Source organism: Curtobacterium sp. ME26 (assembly GCF_903970945.1).
Lineage (GTDB): Bacteria > Actinomycetota > Actinomycetes > Actinomycetales > Microbacteriaceae > Curtobacterium > Curtobacterium citri.
Map to the genome: position 1 here is coordinate 1 of NZ_CAJCKG010000010.1, position 16,988 is coordinate 16,988.

A 16,988-nucleotide genomic window follows, 5' to 3' on the forward strand; every position below is an offset into this window, starting at 1 on the left:
AGCGCAGGACGCCGCCGCCGCCACGCGTGAGGCCGCCGGCAAGGCGAAGGACGCAGCGGGTGACGCCGTCGACGCCACCCGCGCCACGGCGGCCGACCTGGGCGACCGCGCCGCGGACGCGCTCGACACCGCACGCGCCGCGACCGCCGACGCCGTCGACGCCGCTCGGACCCGCACCGCCGACGCGGTGCAGGATGCCCGGGCAGCGGCGTCCGACGCCGCGGACCACGCGGCGCGGAAGTCCTCGGAAGCAGGTGACGCGGCGCAGGACGCCGTCAGCGCCGCGAAGGACGCCGCAGCCGACGCGACCGCCGAGGTGCGCGACCGCGCGTCCGGTGCCGCTGCTGCCGCGACCGACGCGGCGGCCGAGGCCGGGGCAGCGGCGTCCGACGCCACCGACTCGGCGGTCACCGCGACGCAGGCCGCGACCGCCGATGCGAGCCCGGACGCAAGCCCGGACGCGCACTCGGGTGCACCCACCGCGCACGACACCGGGTCGCCGGCCGAGGACGGCCGTGTCGCTGACGATCGTGTCGCTGACGAGCGCGTCGCCGACGCCCTCGACGACGCCGCGGACCGGATCGAGCACGCAGCCGACGTCGTCCGCGACGAGGCCGCCGCCCGCCAGCCGGACGGGGACGGCGGAGCCGCACGGTGATGACCGCGTGGGCGGGACGGCGGGGTCCGTCCCGGCGGCCCCGCCCGCGCGGCGTCTGGGTCGCGTCGGGCACCGGCATCGTGCTCGTGCTCGTCGTGGCCCTCGGCGCGTACCTGCCGCTCGTCGGCTTCCTCGGCGGGGTCACCGCCACGACCGCCGGGCTCGTGCCCTTCCCCGTCGTCCGCATCACCCTCGTGACGCTGCTCGGGGTCGTCGTGGTCGTCGCCCTGCTGCTGCTCGCCATCACCCGCCGCCACACCGCGACGTCGGTGGTCGCCGTCGTGGTCGCGGTGCTGGTCAGCCTCGCCGTGACCGCCTACCCGGTGGTGACGATCGCTGTCGCCTCCGCCGACCGCGCTGGCGACGTCTGGCCCGTCGTGACCGAGCTCTGGCAGCGGTTCACCGGCTGACCACCACCACCGGCGGGACGGACGGCGCTCATCACGGATCGGTGACGGATCCGGCGCGTCGTGTCAGGATCCGCGCGCTGCCGACATCGTTCAGGTGGAGGGAGCACCGTGGACGACACCGCAGACGACGACACCGGCCTCGCACGGCGCCTCGCGACGGGGGACCGAGCAGCACTGGCGATCGCCTTCGATCGCTTCGCGCCGACGCTCACCCGGTACGCCTGGGCGATCGCGGGGAGCAAGCAGGACGTCGAGGAACTCGTGCAGGACACGTTCCTGACCCTCTGGCAGAAGGCCGACAGCGTGCAGCTGCCGACCGGGGAGCTGCTCCCCTGGCTGCTCGTGGTGTGCCGCGACCACGCCAGGAACCTGGCTCGGCGCAGCGCGGAGCACGCCGGGGACGAGCTGCCCGAGGAACTCGCCGCGTCGGCCGGTCCGTCGGAGGGAGCGGACGGGCTCCGGTGGGTCCGTGACGAGATCGCGGCCCTGCCCGAGGCCGACCGGCTGATCTGCGAGCTCTGCCTGGTTCGCGGGTACTCCTACGCCGAGGCCGCGCAGCTCCTCGGCGTCGGTTCGGTGACGCAGCGCGTCTCCCGGTCCCGACGACGACTGCGCAAGGCGGTGACGCACGATGAACACTGAGCCCCCCGTGGGAGACGAGCTGCAGCGCATGCTCGTGTCGATGAAGCAGCACGTGCTGGAGCGCGCGGAGTCCCGGCCGCGTCGACGCCGTCTGACCGGCATCGCGATCGGCGTCGTGTCGGTCCTGCTCCTCGGCGCTGCCGGTGGCGGGGTCGCGCTCGGGCTCATCCCGACGTCGCTCACCGCGGAACCGACCCCGACGGCGACGAGCACTCCGGAGCAGACGGCCTCCGAGACACCGTCCGGTGCGCCCGTCATCGGACGCCCGACGCCGCGGCCCACGCCGACCTCGACGCCGACCTCCACCCGTGCGCCCTACTCGGTCGCGGACCCGTCCACCTGGACGATCTCGGGGAACGAGGTCGGTCCGATCGCCCTCGGGGCGCCGATCGCCGGGGAGCTGGACGACCTCGGGAGCGCCTACACGCGCGAGGTCGAGTACGCGTGCCCTGCTCCCGAGGTCACGAACTGGAACCGCCCGGACAGCCCTGGCCTGACGGTCATCGAGGGGGACGACGGGACCGTCAGTGCTGTCGCCATCGGTTCCGGCCCCGCCGGGGACGATCCCGGTCCGACCACCGCCGAAGGGTTCGGGACGGGCAGCACGGTCGAGGAACTACGCGCCGCCTACCCGGACCTGACGTTCGTCCCCTCGAGCTACGGTCCCGAACCGGACGGGCCCTCCGCCCAGTGGACGATCGAGCGGAACGGGTACCACGTCACCTTCGTGACCGGTGAGGACGGACGGACGGTCGGGATCGTCTGGGTCAGCTCGGTCGCGCAGGCTCCCCCGGAGTTCTGCGGCTGACCCCGGGCCGACGACATCGAGGCGAGGGACAGCGCGTGCAGCGCGGCGCGGGACAGCGGTCGCAGCCGCGTCAGCAGGTCGCCGCCGCCAAGCGGTCCAGGCCCTCGTCGACGGACACCGCCGGCGACCAGTGGAGGTCCCGCCGGGTGCGACGCTGGTCGAACCAGTGCGCCGTCGAGAGCTGCTCCGCGAGGAACCGCGTCATCGGCGGCTCGTCCGCCCCGGGCCGCACCCGCCACACGGCCTCGACGACCGAGCCGGCCACCCGGGCGAGCCCGGCGGGGACGTGCAGTCGCGGTGCCGGCACCCCGGACGCCGTGCAGATGCCGGCGAGCAGTTCGGCGACGGGTCGCGGCTCGCCGTTGGTCACGACGTAGGCGTTGCCGTGCACGGCGTCGTCAGCGGCGTGCTCGAGGGCCGCGACCATCGCCGAGGCGGCGTTGTCGACGAAGAGCGTGTCGATGAGCGCTGCGCCGGAGTCGAGCAGCGGCAGCCGTCCGGCCCGTGCACGCGCGACGATGCGGCCCACGAGCTGCGTGTCCCCGGGCCCCCACACCAGGTGCGGCCGGACCGCGACGACCGCGAACCCGGGCTCGTCGGCGGCCAGCGCCAGGAGCTCCGCGGCGGCCTTCGTCCGGGCGTAGTGCCCGCGCGCGGCCGTCGGTTCGGCGGGGTCCGCTCCTGCGCCCGAGAGCGACGAGCCGGTGTGCGCCACCGACGGCGACGAGACAAAGACGAACCGGCCGACGCCCGCGGTCCGCGCTGCGGCGAGCAGCGTGCGGGTGCCGTCGACGTTGACCCGGGCGAAGTCGGCCGGGTCGCCGGCGAGCGAGACCTTCGCGGCGAGGTGCACGACCGCGTCGACCCCGGCCACGGCCCGCTCGACCGCGGCGGCATCGGTCATGGTGCCGAGGGAGTCCTCCACCCCGTCGACGCCCGAGGGTCGGCGCTGGAACGTCCGGACGTCGTGCCCGGCGTCGCGCACGGCGGCGGCGGTCGCGCGGCCGAGGAACCCGCTCGCGCCGGTGACGAGCACCCTCACGGACGCACCATCCGCCCGCCGCCGAGCACCGTGGTCGCCCACCGCGACAGGCGTGCACGGTCGACCTTCGAGTTGTGCCGGACGTCGGTCGGCAGCACGGGGACGACGAGCACCGCCGCGACCGGCACGCCGGCTGCTGCACGCACCGCACGGGCCAGAGCGGCCGGTGCGAGTCCGGGACGACGCGCGGCCGGCACGGTCTCGACGACCGCCACGACCTGCTGCGTCCCACGCGGCCCGGTGCCCGCGATGCCGACGCGTCCGACGCCGGCCACCCGCTCGATGCGCTGCTCGGGACCGACGGGTGTCACGACGCCCTCCGCCGTGGTCACGACGTGCTGCAGCCGCCCCTCGATCCACAGGCGCCCCTCGGCGTCCAGGTGGCCGACGTCACCGGTCCGGTGCCCGCGCGGGTCGTCGACGCCCATGCGGGAGACCCGGTCCGTGCGCCAGAGACGGTCGTAGTGGTCGCGCACGTGCGGCGCCGCCACGACGACCTCCCCGGTGACCCCGGCGGCGTCGGTCGGGGCACCGCTCGGTGCACCGTCGTCGTCGAGCGGTGCGATCCGCACGCGGACGCCGGTGGCCGGGGCCCCGACGCAGATCCCCTGCTCGTCGACACCGTCGGTGGCTGCGGCACGCACCCCGTCCAGGTCGACGTCGGTCATGAGCAGCCCCTCGGTCATGCCGTAGGGGGTGTGGGCCGACGCGTTCGGCATGAGCGCGGTCGCCGCGGTCAGGAGCGACGCCGACACCGGCGCGCCGGCGGACAGGAACAGGCGGACCCGGCCGAGCGCCTCGCGGTCGCGGTCGGTCAGCGCCGACGAGGTCGCGACCACGTTCGCCAGGGCCGCGGGCGAGAGGAACACGACGGTCGCGTCGGCCGCGGCGACGGCGTCCGCCACCGCGCGGGCGGTCAGGGTCCGGGGTGCGGTGACGTCCATGTCGGGTGCGACCGAGCGAGCGCCGAGGGCGGGGCCGAGCAGGGCGAACGGCGCGAAGCCGGCGACCAGGCCCGTGCCGACACCGACGTCGTACTGCGCCGCCAGGACGTCACGCACCGCGGCGAGCTGCCCGTGCGTGTAGACGACGCCCTTCGCGGGGCCGGTCGACCCGGAGGTGAACAGGACGGCCGCGGGGGCGTCCGGCGCTGGTGCGACGGGCAGGGCGGCCCCCGCGGCGAGCCGTCGGGCACCGCGACGAGCGACCTCGACGAGCGTGTGCTCGACACCGAGCGCCGCGCGCGCGACTGCCGGGAGCGCGAGGGTCGCGATGCGTCGGCCCGGCCACCCGAGGGCCCGAGCGGCACCGAGGCCCGGCAGCGCACCGATCACCCAGTCCGGACGCGCACCGCGGACGGCGCGGGTCAGGCCGCGCAGGCCCAGTCCGGCGTCCGCGACGACCACGACCGCACCGATCCGGACGCTCGCGTAGAGCGCGGCCGTCAGGTCCGCGCCGGGCGTGACGAGGAGCGAGACGCGGTCGCCCGGACGGACGCCGACGTCGAGCAACCCGGCGGCGACCTCGTCGACGCGTCGGGCCAGGAGTCGCCAGCTGATCGTCCGGGGACCGCCGGCGGCGGCCATCTCGATGAGCGCCGGCTCCTCCGAGTGGCGCAGCCCGTCGAGGGCGGCCCACAACGGGTGCGTCCCCTCCGCCTCGGCCTCGGCCTCGACGCGGTCCGGGAGGCGCGGGTCGTCCCCGCGGGTCGTCGTCCCGTCCGGCAGGCGGTCGCCCAGCCAGTCGAGCACCGTCCCGACGACGTCGGCGTCGTCGGGCAGCAGGTGGCCGGCACCCTCGAAGCGGTGGACGTCGGCGTGCGGCAGCCGGTCGACCAGGTCGTCGAGGTACCGCTCCAGGAACACCGGGTCGCGCGGCCCCCACATCACGAGCGCGGGCACCTCGAGCGCGGCGACGCCGGCGGCGATCCGGTCGAGCTCGGCCGCGCTGGGGTGGGACGCGTCGACCGGGATGTCCGCGACGAAGCCCCCGATACCGCCGCGACGAGCCGCACCGCGGTAGGGCGCACGGTAGGCGTCGGCGGTCGCGCGGTCGAGCCGCGGGTGGGCGATCGCGAGGGTCGTCTCGAGGAACGCCGGCGTCACGACCGTCCCGCGGCCGAGCACCTCCGGGCGCAGCGCGAGCCGGAGGGGTGCCGGGATCGCGGCGTCGTCGGGCTGGTGCACGGCGGTGTTGCACGTCGCGACACCGACCACGACGTCGAGGTGGTCGACCGCCCAACCGAGCGACACCACGCCGCCCCAGTCGTGCCCGAGGGTCACGACGGGGCCGGTGAGCCCGAGTTCGTCGGTCAGGGCGCCGAGGTCACGGACGCGGTCGGCCAGGAGGTGCTGTTCAGCGGTGCGCTCCGAGAAGCCCATGTCGAGCTGGTCGACGGCGACCACGCGCCAAGCCGGGCCTCCCGCGCGGGCGGCATCGAGCGTGCGGGCCGCGACGGACCGCCAGAGGTACGACCAGGTCGGGTTGCCGTGCACGCAGAGCAGGGTGCCGACCGGGGTGACGCCGAGCGCCTCGAGGGAGCCGGCCGTGTCGAGGAGGTGCCACGTCCGCGTGGCGTGGGACGGGCCTCCCGGCCGGTCCTGGCCACCGGTGACGGTGACCAGTCGCGACCACGCCGGGTCGAGTCCGGGCAGGGGCGGCGGGAGCGTCGCCGGAGCCGTGCTGGCGGCGACGCGCGGGAGGCCGGACCTCACCAGCGCAGTTCCATCATCGCCGTGTTGATGCCCGAGCCGACGCCGCCCAGGAACACGCGGTCGCCGCGGGTGATGCCGCCGCGGGCGACCTCGTCGGCCAGGGTGATCGGGATCGACGCCGGACCGACGTTACCGAAGCGCTGGTAGGTCGTCGGGACCTTGTCGCGCGGGACACCGATCGCCTCGACGAAGGCGTTCGTGTGCACGTCGGAGACCTGGTGCAGGACGTAGCGGTCCATGTCCGCCCAGTCGAAGTGCGCGCGGGCCTCGTTCCAGGCCGCGACGACGAGCTCCATGCCGCCCTTGAGCAGCATCTTCGCGTCCGTGAACATGCCGTCGACGCTGCCGACGCAGAGGTCGTACCACTGCGTCGCCGCACGGGTGACGCCGCCGACGATGCGGTGCCCCTCGGGGTGGACGTCGCTCGGGCCGAGCACGGCGGCCGCGGCACCCGACCCGAGGGTCAGGCTCGCGAACTCGCTCATGAAGTCCTTGCGGTTCCGGCCGCCCTGGTTCAGGCGGTCGATCGTGTTGAGCTGCACCTGGTCGGCGTCCTCGCCGTCCACGACGAGCGCGTACTTGATCTGCCCGGAGTCGATCATGCCCGCGGCGACGCTCATGGCGTTGACGAACCCGAGGCAGGCGTTCGCGATGTCGAAGTTGATCGCCGACGTCGGCAGCCCGAGTCCGTGGTGCAGGCGGACCGCGACCGAGGGCTCGAGGTGCGGACGGGTGACGGAGGTGTTGATGAGGAGCCCGATCTCCTCCGGACGCACCCCGGCCTCGGCCATCGCCCGACGGCCCGCGTCGATGGCAGCGTCCTGGAAGGTCTGCCCCTCGCCCCAGTTGCGGCGCTCGGTCACACCCGCGACCCGCTCGAGCAGGCCCATCGGCAGGCGGAGCCGACGGAGGGCCCCACGGAGGCGCTCCTCGATGTCGGCGGACGTCGTGACACGCTCGGCGGTGGTGGTCGCCACCGACAGCAGCGACACGTTCTGGTGCTTCGCCGTGGCGTTGCCGGGGCGCTCCGGTTCGCTGCTCGTCGCCTGGTCGACCGGCCGTTCCGTCATGATCGTCACCGACACATACTTCCGCATCCGACCTGGGTGCGCGATCCGGGTGCGCTGGGCGGCACCGGTCAGGCGTCCTTCGGGAGCTTGCGGACCTTCGATCGGCGTCGCCGCCGGTCCGGGATCATCGACCGCATCTCCTCGAGCTTGCCGAAGCAGAGCAGGCGGTCGCTGGCCTGCAGTTCGACGCCGCTGCGCGGGTTCGGGATCACGGACGCGCCGCGGTGCAGGGTCAGCACGGTGATGTCCCGGTCCCAGAGGCCGGACTCCTTGATGGTCCTGCCGACGAGGTCGGCGTTCGTGTGCACGAGCAGCTCGGCGACGCCGTACCCGGTCGAGACGCTGAGGCGCTGCCGGACGTCGATCTCCGGGAACGCGACCTGGTTGCCGATGAAGTCGATGATCGCGCCGGCGACGTCGAGTCCCGTGGCGCGCTCGATGCCCTCGAGACCGGGCGACGAGTTGACCTCCATGACGAGGGGACCGTCGTTGCCCTCGAGCATGTCGACGCCGGCGACGCGCAGGCCCATGATCTGCGCCGAGCGGACCGCCGCCTCCTCGTACTCGGGCGTCAGCGTGACCTTCTCGACGGTGCCGCCGCGGTGGACGTTCGAGCGGAACTCGTCGCCGCTGGCGCTCCGGCGCATCGCGGCCACCACGCGGTCGCCGACGACGAGCGCGCGGATGTCCTTCCCGCGGCTCTCCGAGATGAACGACTGGATGAGCACGTTCTGCTTCGTCGAGTGCAGGGTCTCGACGATCGACTCGGCGACCTTCGCCTCGGGCGCGAGGATCACGCCGATGCCCTGCGTGCCCTCGAGCAGCTTGATGACGACGGGCGCGCCGCCGACCCGGTCGATCGCCCCGCGCACGTCGGCGCGGCTGTTGACGAACGTGGTCGCCGGCATGCCGATGTGGTGCCGGGACAGGATCTGGTTCGCCCGGAGCTTGTCGCGCGAGTTCGTGATGCCCGTCGCGGTGTTCGGCGTGTAGACGTCCATCTGCTCGAACTGCCGGACGACGGCGGTGCCGTAGTACGTGATCGAGTTGCCGATGCGCGGGAGCACCGCGTCGTAGTCGCTGAGGAGCTTGCCGCGGTAGAGCAGGTCGGGCTCGTCGGCGGTCAGGTCGATCGCGAACCGCAGGGTGTTCAGCACCTTGACGTCGTGCCCGCGGTCGATCGCCGCCGCGCGGAGACGCTGCGTCGAGTACGCGTGCGGGGCGCGCGACAGGATGGCGAGTTTCATCGGGGTGCTCCACGGGTTCGAGGACGACGACGGCGACGTCCCATCCAAGCATGCGACAGGATGGGGCCATGGCCCGGAACACGACGATCGCAGGTTGGCGTGAGTGGGCTGCCCTGCCCGGGCTGGACCTGCCGTGGATCAAGGTGAAGCTCGACACGGGCGCACGCAGCTCGGCGCTCCACGCGTTCGACCTCGAGGAGCTGCCCGGCGACCGGGTGCGGTTCTCGGTGCACCCGTGGCAGGACACCGACGCCGACGCGGTCACGCACGAGTGCGCCGTGCACGACCGACGCACCGTCCGGAGCTCCACCGGGCACACCCAGGAGCGGATCGTCGTCCTCACGCCGATCACCCTGGCCGGTCGCACGATCGACGCCGAGGTCACGCTGAGCAACCGCGACCAGATGGGCTTCCGCATGCTCGTCGGCCGCGAGGCGCTCCGGCAGGGGTTCCTGGTCGACCCCGCGCGGTCGTTCCTGGCCGGGCGGGCGCCGAAGGAGATCCGGCGGCGCAACCGCGGTCGCGCCTGAGCGGTCGCGGCTGCACGGCGGCGCCGCGGCGGTCCCGGCTCGTCGATGACGCCGCGTGACGCCACCCGTACCGGCGGCGCGCCGCGGTGCCTACGCTCACCCCACCGGCGCCGTCGCCGGATGCGTCCCGGACCCGAGGAGAACGACGTGACCGACCAGACCATCGCCCGCCAGGTGGACGAGTTCAACGCGGGCTTCACCGCGCAGATCGGCCCGGAGCTGTCCGCGGTCTTCGACGGTGAGCAGGCCGACCTGCGCGCCGCGGGCGTGCCCGACGGGGTCGTCGCGGTCGGCGACGACGCACCCGACGCCCCGCTCGTCACCCCGACGGGCTCAGCGACCTCGTTGGCGGACGTCCGCGGTGACGCCCCCACCGTCCTCGTGTTCTACCGCGGCGCCTGGTGCCCCTACTGCAACATCACGCTGCGCACCTACCAGCAGGAACTCCTGCCGGCCCTGCGGGAGCGCGGGGTGCAGCTCGTCGCCGTGTCGCCCCAGACGCCGGAGGCGGCCGAGCAGTCGATCGCGAACGGCGAGCTCGCCTTCCCGGTGCTGACCGACCCCGAGAACGTGCTGGCGGGCCGCTTCGGCATCGTCACCGCACCGAGCGACGCCGCCCGTGGGGCGCACACCCGGCTCGGCTTCGACGTCGCCGACAGCAACGCGGACGACACCGCGGCGATCCCGTTCCCGTCCGTGTTCGTCATCGACGCCGCGGGCACGGTCCGGTTCGCGGACGTGCACGTCGACTACACGACCCGGACCGAGGTCGCCGAGGTGCTCGCCGCCGTCGACGAGCAGCTCGCTCCGGCGAGCTGACCCCGCCTGCGAGGCGCGGGCAGGTCCGACGGGAGGCCCGCCCGGGGTGACGCGCGTGCGTCACCCCGGGCGGGCCTCCCGTCCGTCCACGGCTCGCTCAGGCGGTCAGGTGTCGACCCAGGAACGCGATCTGGTCCGGCGCCGTCCGGCGCCAGTAGGCGCGGTCGTGGCCGCCGGGCTCGAGGCCGCCGGCCGGGGCGACGCGGAAGCCCTGTCGGTAGGCCCGCACCGCGGGCTCGAAGCCGTCCCCGGTGCCGCAGTCGACCCGCACCGCGATCCCGTCGAGTGCGCGCTGCCGACCGAGCACGGTGTTCGTCCGGAAGTCCGCCGCGTCGTCGAACGCACCGCGGGCGGTGTCCCCGGCGGTCGTCCAGAGGGCCGGGCTGAGCGCTGCGACGACCCGGACGCGCTCGGCGCCGAGCACGCCGCCGAGGTGCAGTGCGCCGTAGCCGCCCATCGAGTTGCCGGTCAGGCCGAGCCGCGTGGTGTCGAGGCCGCGATCACCCAGGAGCGGCAGGAACTCGTCGACGACCATCGACGCCGGGTCGTCCCCGTCGGCACGGCGGTGCCAGTACCGGTTGCCCCCGTCGACCGCCGCGACGGCGAACGGCGCGCCCCCGCTGCGCAGGTGCGCGGCGAGGAAGCGGTCGTACCCGAGCGCGTTCCCGGAGAAGGTGCGGTGGTCGCCGCCGTACCCGTGCAGGGCGACCGCGACGGGCAGCGGCGTCGCCGAGTGCGGCGCGGTGATCGTCCAGCCCACCGTCCGACCGCCCCGTGCCGCGGAGACGAACGTGCCCGAGGTCGAGGGCACCGGCGGCACGTCCGGGATCCTGCCGGCGGGACCGTCGAGGCCGAGCACGCGGTACATCGTCGACCGACCGGGGAGGAGCCGCTGGTCGACCGCCTCGAACGCCCCACCGGCCAGGAGCAGCGAGCCGCCGACGGCGAGGAGCGCGCGACGGGTGATCGTCGTGGCGCGGGACGGGGTCGACACGTGCTCATCGTGTCGGGCGGGAGGGGTGCCCCGCTGCGGATCCGCCCGGACGGAGCCGCGGGAACGCTCAGGGAAGGAGCGCCTCCGCGACCGCGCGGGCGGTCGAGGAGTCGGCGCCCGGGTCGCGGAGGCGCATCGCGAGCGATCCCGACACGACGAGCAGCAGCTGTGCGGCGAGCGCCGGAGCGCCGTCGCCGACGAGCGGGCGGGCCGCCTCGGTGAGCCGCCGTCGGAGCGTGTCGGTCTCGCGGTCGAGGACGGTGCGGAGCTCCTGCGGGGCGTCCACGTACTCGGCCGCGGTGCCGAGGAAGGCGCACCAGCGCGAGCCCGACGGGGTGGACCGGAAGGCGTCGAGCGCGTCGAACACGGCGAGCAACCGAGCGCGGTCGTCCGTCGCCCGCTCGACCGCACGGTCCCAGGCCGCGGTCCACTCGTCGTGGCGGCGGTCGAGGGCCGCGGCGACGAGGGCCTCCTTGCTCGGGTACCCCCGGTAGAGCGTGGCCGACGACACCCCCGCGCGCTCGAGGACGGCGTCGATCGGGGTCGCCGCGATCCCCCGGGTGAAGAAGAGCTCCTCGGCGGCGTCGAGCACCCGCTGCTCGGTCCCTGGACGCATCACCACGCAGCCAGCCTAGGGTCGCAGAAGTGAAACGATCGTTTTCGTTGTCGGACCGCGTCCTGCTCGCCGCCGGACTCGGACTCGTCGCCGCGACCTACGGTCTCGTGCGCCTGGCGTACGGACTGTTCCTGCCTGACGTGCAGCACGACCTCGGGTTCGGCGCGGACGTCGGTGGCGCGGTGTCGTCCGGTGCCTCCGTCGTCTACTGCGTCGGTGCCGTGGCGGGGTCCGTGCTCGCGGCACGGGCGGCGCGGTGGCTCGTCGTCGCCGCGACCGTCACCGCCGGCGCCGGGGCGCTCGTGATGGCGTCGAGCCCGACGACCGCGGTGTTCGGGACCGCCGCGGTCGTCGCCTCGGCCGGGGCGGGCTTGGCGTCACCAGCGATGGTGCAGCTCGTGACCGACCGCATCCCGGCGGACCGTCGCGGGCGGGCGCAGGCGGTCGTGAACTCGGGGACCGGGCCGGGACTCGTCGCGGCCGGGGTCCTCGCCCTCGTGTTGCTGCCGGACTGGCGCACCGCATGGGCGGTGGCCGGCGTCCTCACGCTCGCCGTCGGCGCCGTGCTGTTCCTCGCCGCGGGCCGTCCGGAGCGCGGCAGGACCCCGGCGCTCCCCGGGAGGTCGTGGTTCGTCGCGCAGACGGTCCCGGTCGTCGTCGCGCTGCTCTTCGGCGCGGGGTCGGCCGTCGTCTGGACCTACGGCCGGTCGACGCTGGTCGACGCCGGGGTCCCGACGACGGCGACGGTCGTCGCGTGGATCGCGCTCGGTGTCGGTGGTTCGACGGTCGCCGCGACGGCGCGGTGGACGAGTGCGATGGCACCTCGACGTCAGTGGGTGCTGACGACGACCGTGGCCGCGGGAGCGGTGCTCGCGCTCGGGCTCCTGCCGGGGTCGGTCGAGGTCGCACTCGCGGCCTGCGCCCTGTTCGGCTGGGGGTACACCGCGGCGACCGGCGCGCTGATCGCCTGGACCGCGGCGATCGATCCCGAGCAGGTCGCAGCGGGCACCTCGGTCCTGTTCGTCGTGCTCGTCGCCGGGCAGGCCGTCGGCGCCGCGGTGGCCGGGGTGCTCGTCGGGACGGTCGGGACGACCACGACGTTCGTCGCCGCGGGCGTGCTCGTCGCGGTGTCGTCGGGGCTCTCGCTCCGCACCGGGGACCTGCGGACGGCGGTCGCCACCCGCTAGCGTGGACCGCATGGGGCGGACGACGGAGGAGTGGTCGAGGCTGCCCGTCGGGCGCCGTGAGCACCGGCAGGACGCCCTGCTCGCACTCGTCCTCGGCGTCGGCCTCGCACTGACGACGACGCTGTACGGCGCCGCCGGGGTCTACGGTGACGAGCAGGCAGCGTGGTGGGTCTCCGCGCTCATGGTGGTCGCGAACGCCGCACCGATCGCGTTCCGCCGCCGCTGGCCGATGACGGTCGCCGTCGTGTCCGCGCTGGCCTTCACGGCGACGCAGCTGCTCCACGTGCCCGAGGTCGTCCTCGTCAACTTCACCCTCTTCATCGCGCTCTACACGGTCGGCGCGTGGTGCTCGGACCGCGTCCGTTCCGAGGTCGTCCGCTGGGTCGTGATCGGCGGCATGTTCGCCTGGCTCTTCCTCGCCATCTCGTTCGGGTGGTCGGTGCCGAGTGCCCTGCCGAACGACGACGACGCACTCATCCCGCCCTACGTCGCGTACTCGCTCGTCAACGTCCTCATCAACGTCCTGTACTTCGGCGGCGCCTGGTACGCCGGCAACCGGGCGTGGTCGGCCGCCCTCGCCAAGCACGACCTGGCTGAGCGCACGGACGAGCTCGCGGCGGAGCGAGAGCGGACGGCGGCCCAGGCCGTGACGCTCGAGCGCGTCCGCATCGCCCGCGAACTGCACGACGTCGTCGCGCACCACGTCTCGCTGATGGGCGTGCAGGCCGGCGCCGCCCGACGGGTGGTCGACCGCGACCCCGCGCAGGCGACGGTGTCGCTCGGCGTGGTCGAGGACAGCGCCCGGACGGCGGTCGAGGAACTGCGGCGGATGCTCGGCACCCTGCGCGAGGACGACCGGACCGCGGGCCCGGCGGACACGGCACCCAGCACCGCCGGACTCGGACGGATGCCGGAGCTCGTCGAGGCGGCCCGCACCGCCGGCCACGCCGCCGGGTACGTCGTGGTCGGCGCGGAGCGTCCGGTCCCACCGACCGTCGGGGCCGTCGCCTTCCGGATCGCGCAGGAGGCCGTCACGAACGTCCTCAAGCACGCCGGGCCGACGGCGCGGGCCGACCTGCGGCTGCGGTACCTCGACGACGGCATCGAGGTCGAGGTCGCCGACGACGGGCACGGGGCCGGGGCGGCGCGCGACACGAGCGGCAGCGGACTCGGGCACGTCGGCATGCGCGAACGCGTGGCCGCGGTCGGCGGCCGGATCGAGATCGGGCCCCGCGCCCGGGGAGGGTTCCTGGTGCGGGCATGGCTGCCGACGACCTGACGATCGTGCTCGCCGACGACCAGGACCTGGTCCGGGCGGGCTTCCGCGTCATCCTCGAGTCCGAACCCGGCTTCCGGGTGGTCGGCGAGGCCGCGGACGGAGCCGCCGCCGTCGAGGCCGTCGTCGCCCTCCGACCCGACGTCGTCTGCCTCGACGTGCAGATGCCCGGCGTCGACGGGCTCGAGGCCGCGCGGCGGATCGGTGCGCTCCCGGAGCCGCCGGCCGTCCTGGTGCTGACCACCTTCGACGACGACGGCGCGCTCTTCGCGGCGCTCGAGGCAGGGGCGAGCGGCTTCCTGCTCAAGAACGCCTCCCCCGAACGGCTGATCGACGCCGTCCGCACCGTCGCGGCCGGGGACGCCCTGCTCGCCCCGGACGTCACCCGACGGGTCATCAGCCGTGCGACCGCCGGCCACGGCCCCGGCTGTCCGGGCAGCGGCCACGCCGGGGCGCCGTCGGGCGGCGAGCCCGTGACCGCCGGTGTGGACCCCGTCGCCGCGGCGGGCCTGACGGAGCGGGAGGCCGAGGTGCTCCGGCTGCTCGCCCGGGGGCTGAGCAACGCCGAGATCGCCCGCGAGCTCTTCGTGGGCGAGGCCACCGTGAAGACCCACGTGTCGAACGTCCTGCAGAAGACCGGGGTCCGCGACCGGATCCAGGCGGTCGTCTGGGCCTTCGAGCGCGGCGTCGCCTCCGCGAGCTGACGGACCCCGCTCCCCCGTGCGGTGGAGTCGGGGCGTCGGGAAGTCCCGCCTCCCGCCGGAGGTGGGCCGCGCCTCCCGGCCCGTAGCGTCGAGACGTCGGCGAGGACCGCCGGCGGAAGGGAAACGGGCGATGCTCACCATCGAAGGGGTCACGAAGCACTTCGGCGACCGCCGGGTGCTCGACGACGTGGGGTTCACGGTCGGCAGCGGTCGGTTGACCGGGTTCGTCGGCGGCAACGGCGCCGGCAAGACGACGACCATGCGGATCCTGCTCGGCGTCCTGCAGGCCGATGCCGGTCGCGTGTCGATCGGCGGCACGGAGGTCGGTCCGGCCGACCGTCGGCGGTTCGGCTACATGCCCGAGGAACGCGGGCTGTACCCGAAGATGCCGGTCGCCGAGCAGATCACCTACCTCGCGCGCCTCCACGGCGTCGACAAGCGGACCGCCGGTCAGCGCACGACCGCGCTGCTCGAGCGTCTCGACCTGGGCCAGCACGCCGGCGACGCCGTCGAGAAGCTCTCGCTCGGCAACCAGCAGCGCGTGCAGGTGGCCGCGGCGCTCGTGCACGACCCCGAGGTGCTCGTGCTCGACGAGCCGTTCTCGGGCCTCGACCCGATGGCCGTCGACACGGTGCTCGGCGTCCTCCGCGAGCACGCCGCCAAGGGTGTCCCGGTGCTCTTCTCGAGCCACCAGCTCGACGTCGTCGAACGGCTCTGCGACGACGTGGTCGTGATCGCCGACGGCACCATCCGCGCCGCAGGGCCGCAGGAGGAACTCCGCCGGAACGCCGGACCGGCCGCGTGGGAGCTCCTCGTCGACGGCGACGTCGCCTGGCTCCGCGACGAGGCCGGTGTCACCGTCCGCGAGTTCGACGGCGGGTACGCCGTGTTCGAGGCCGACGACCACACCGCGCAGCGTGTCCTGCAGCGCGCCGTCCAGCACGGCACCGTGGGGTCCTTCGCCCCGCGGGTCCCCCGTCTCAGCGAGGTCTTCCGGGAGGTCGTCCGATGACCAGCCACTTCGTCGACGCCGTCCGGCTCGTCACCGTCCGCGAGATCCAGGCGCGGGTCCGCAGCAAGGCCTTCGTCGTCTCGGCCGCGATCCTGGTGCTGGCCGTCGTCGCGTCAGTCGTGATCGCCGGCATCGTCGGCAAGGCGACCGCGGACGACACCACGCCGGTCGCGGTGGTCGACGGCGTCTCGCTCCGCTCCGACGACGGATTGTCGGTCACACCGACCCGGACCGTCGCGCAGGCCGAACGCCTTGTGCGCAGCGGTGACGTCGACGCCGCGATCGTGCCGTCGGACGACGCGATCGGCTACGAGGTCGTCGGTCTCGAGGACGCCCCGACCGACGTCGTCCAGGCCCTCAGCGTCGCGCCCAGGGTGGAGCTCCTGGAGCCCGGCGCCCTGTCGGCGGGTCTGGTGTCCGCCATCGGCATCCTGTTCGGTGTCGTCTTCTTCACCTCAGCGGTGACCTTCGGATCGTCGATCGCACAGAGCGTCGTCGAGGAGAAGTCGACACGGGTCGTGGAGATCCTCATGGCCGCGATCCCCGCCCGGGCCCTGCTGGCCGGCAAGGTGCTCGGCAGCAGCATCATGGCCTTCGCGCAGATCATCGCGATCGCGATCGCCGGCGCCGTGGCACTCGCCGTGACCGGGCAGACGAACTACTTCTCGATGCTCGGTCCGAGCGTGCTCTGGTTCGTCGGCTTCTTCGCCGTCGGGTTCGTGCTCATCGCCGCGCTGTTCGCCGCGTCCGCCGTGCTGGTCTCCCGCCAGGAGGACGTCGGCAGCGTGACGATGCCGGTCATGCTGCTCGTGATGATCCCGTACATCCTCATCGTCTCGGCGGCGGACAACGAGACGATCGTGGGGATCATGTCGTACGTCCCGTTCAGTGCGCCGATCGGGATGCCGATGCGGATCTTCCTCGGGACCGCCGAGTGGTGGGAGCCGATCCTGTCGCTCGTGGTCGTCGCCGCGTCGGTCGTCGTCGTGGTCGCCGTGGGTGCGCGCATCTACGAGAACGCGCTGCTGCGGACCGGCGGGCGGGTGAAGCTGGCGGAGGCGATCCGGGGTTGACACCGCCGGACGGACGAGCGGACGGATGGGAGGCGCGGTGCCGGCTGGCACCGCGCCTCCCGTCCGTCGTGTGGGCGGGGCGGGCGCGGGGCGCGCCGCACGACGCTCGGCACGTCGCGCCACGGGATCGCGTGGCGCGACGTGCCTCCGGTTGCGCGGGAGCGACCCGCGTTGCGCGGCCGCCAG

The 16,988-nt window shown here is 74.4% G+C and carries 16 protein-coding genes and 1 pseudogene; 11 read left to right on the top strand and 6 right to left on the bottom strand.

The window, feature by feature from the left end; translation table 11 throughout:
- From H7A69_RS05910 to H7A69_RS05925, 4 genes and pseudogenes are all read left to right on the top strand, one after another.
- Nucleotides 1-658 (top strand): annotated as a pseudogene (locus H7A69_RS05910) (hypothetical protein); the annotation flags it as partial.
- On the top strand, nt 658-1,068 hold the full coding sequence (locus tag H7A69_RS05915) for an MFS transporter permease (RefSeq protein ID WP_259346106.1): 411 nt from the start codon (nt 658-660) through the stop codon (nt 1,066-1,068). The pseudogene H7A69_RS05910 and the gene H7A69_RS05915, both read left to right, overlap by 1 nt.
- Before the next feature lie 108 nt (nt 1,069-1,176).
- Nucleotides 1,177-1,710: an RNA polymerase sigma factor gene (locus H7A69_RS05920; protein WP_182046207.1), complete on the top strand. Its 534-nt coding sequence runs from the start codon at nt 1,177-1,179 to the stop codon at nt 1,708-1,710.
- Nucleotides 1,711-1,717: 7 nt separating this feature from the next.
- Complete coding sequence (locus H7A69_RS05925; RefSeq protein WP_182046208.1) at nt 1,718-2,518, top strand: hypothetical protein; 801 nt, start codon at nt 1,718-1,720, stop codon at nt 2,516-2,518.
- Between the two features lie 70 nt (nt 2,519-2,588).
- Here H7A69_RS05925 and H7A69_RS05930 read toward each other — a convergent pair whose 3' ends face one another.
- The 4 genes from H7A69_RS05930 to rimK all read right to left on the bottom strand — a co-directional run bounded on the left by H7A69_RS05930 (nt 2,589) and on the right by rimK (nt 8,591).
- Nucleotides 2,589-3,560 (bottom strand): NAD-dependent epimerase/dehydratase family protein, encoded by a 972-nt coding sequence (locus H7A69_RS05930; protein WP_182046209.1) that lies wholly within the window; start codon nt 3,558-3,560, stop codon nt 2,589-2,591.
- Nucleotides 3,557-6,274, bottom strand: coding sequence for an alpha/beta fold hydrolase (locus H7A69_RS05935; RefSeq protein ID WP_259346107.1), 2,718 nt, complete (start codon nt 6,272-6,274; stop codon nt 3,557-3,559). Before H7A69_RS05935 ends, H7A69_RS05930 begins: the two co-directional genes overlap by 4 nt.
- Nucleotides 6,271-7,344 carry a 3-oxoacyl-ACP synthase III gene (locus tag H7A69_RS05940; RefSeq protein WP_069713038.1) on the bottom strand — a complete coding sequence of 358 codons (1,074 nt, stop codon included), beginning with the start codon at nt 7,342-7,344 and terminating at the stop codon, nt 6,271-6,273. The genes H7A69_RS05935 and H7A69_RS05940 overlap by 4 nt, the downstream gene beginning before the upstream one ends.
- 68 nt (nt 7,345-7,412) lie before the next feature.
- Nucleotides 7,413-8,591 (bottom strand): 30S ribosomal protein S6--L-glutamate ligase, encoded by a 1,179-nt coding sequence (gene rimK / locus H7A69_RS05945; protein ID WP_182046210.1) that lies wholly within the window; start codon nt 8,589-8,591, stop codon nt 7,413-7,415.
- A gap of 68 nt (nt 8,592-8,659) precedes the next feature.
- On the opposite strand from rimK, the gene H7A69_RS05950 reads away from it, so the two are divergent.
- Both H7A69_RS05950 and H7A69_RS05955 read left to right on the top strand, forming a co-directional pair.
- On the top strand, nt 8,660-9,121 hold the full coding sequence (locus tag H7A69_RS05950) for an ATP-dependent zinc protease (RefSeq protein WP_069712975.1): 462 nt from the start codon (nt 8,660-8,662) through the stop codon (nt 9,119-9,121).
- 147 nt (nt 9,122-9,268) lie between these two features.
- Nucleotides 9,269-9,940 carry a peroxiredoxin-like family protein gene (locus H7A69_RS05955; protein WP_182046211.1) on the top strand — a complete coding sequence of 224 codons (672 nt, stop codon included), beginning with the start codon at nt 9,269-9,271 and terminating at the stop codon, nt 9,938-9,940.
- Nucleotides 9,941-10,037: 97 nt separating this feature from the next.
- Here the strand turns inward: H7A69_RS05955 and H7A69_RS05960 are convergent, their stop codons facing one another.
- Nucleotides 10,038-10,934 carry an alpha/beta hydrolase gene (locus H7A69_RS05960; protein WP_259346108.1) on the bottom strand — a complete coding sequence of 299 codons (897 nt, stop codon included), beginning with the start codon at nt 10,932-10,934 and terminating at the stop codon, nt 10,038-10,040.
- A 67-nt stretch (nt 10,935-11,001) separates the two neighbouring features.
- Nucleotides 11,002-11,550 carry a TetR/AcrR family transcriptional regulator gene (locus tag H7A69_RS05965; protein ID WP_259346111.1) on the bottom strand — a complete coding sequence of 183 codons (549 nt, stop codon included), beginning with the start codon at nt 11,548-11,550 and terminating at the stop codon, nt 11,002-11,004.
- Nucleotides 11,551-11,597: 47 nt separating this feature from the next.
- Here H7A69_RS05965 and H7A69_RS05970 point away from each other — a divergent pair, with 47 nt between their 5' ends.
- The 5 genes from H7A69_RS05970 to H7A69_RS05990 all read left to right on the top strand — a co-directional run bounded on the left by H7A69_RS05970 (nt 11,598) and on the right by H7A69_RS05990 (nt 16,802).
- Nucleotides 11,598-12,737, top strand: coding sequence for an MFS transporter (locus H7A69_RS05970; RefSeq protein ID WP_182046213.1), 1,140 nt, complete (start codon nt 11,598-11,600; stop codon nt 12,735-12,737).
- 10 nt (nt 12,738-12,747) lie between these two features.
- Nucleotides 12,748-14,016, top strand: a complete 1,269-nt coding sequence (locus H7A69_RS05975; protein WP_259346109.1) for a sensor histidine kinase — start codon at nt 12,748-12,750, stop codon at nt 14,014-14,016.
- Nucleotides 13,998-14,717, top strand: coding sequence for a response regulator (locus H7A69_RS05980; protein ID WP_182046214.1), 720 nt, complete (start codon nt 13,998-14,000; stop codon nt 14,715-14,717). The genes H7A69_RS05975 and H7A69_RS05980 overlap by 19 nt, the downstream gene beginning before the upstream one ends.
- 130 nt (nt 14,718-14,847) lie before the next feature.
- Nucleotides 14,848-15,729, top strand: a complete 882-nt coding sequence (locus H7A69_RS05985; RefSeq protein ID WP_182046215.1) for an ABC transporter ATP-binding protein — start codon at nt 14,848-14,850, stop codon at nt 15,727-15,729.
- Complete coding sequence (locus H7A69_RS05990; RefSeq protein WP_182046216.1) at nt 15,726-16,802, top strand: ABC transporter permease; 1,077 nt, start codon at nt 15,726-15,728, stop codon at nt 16,800-16,802. The genes H7A69_RS05985 and H7A69_RS05990 overlap by 4 nt, the downstream gene beginning before the upstream one ends.
- Nucleotides 16,803-16,988 lie beyond the last annotated feature (186 nt).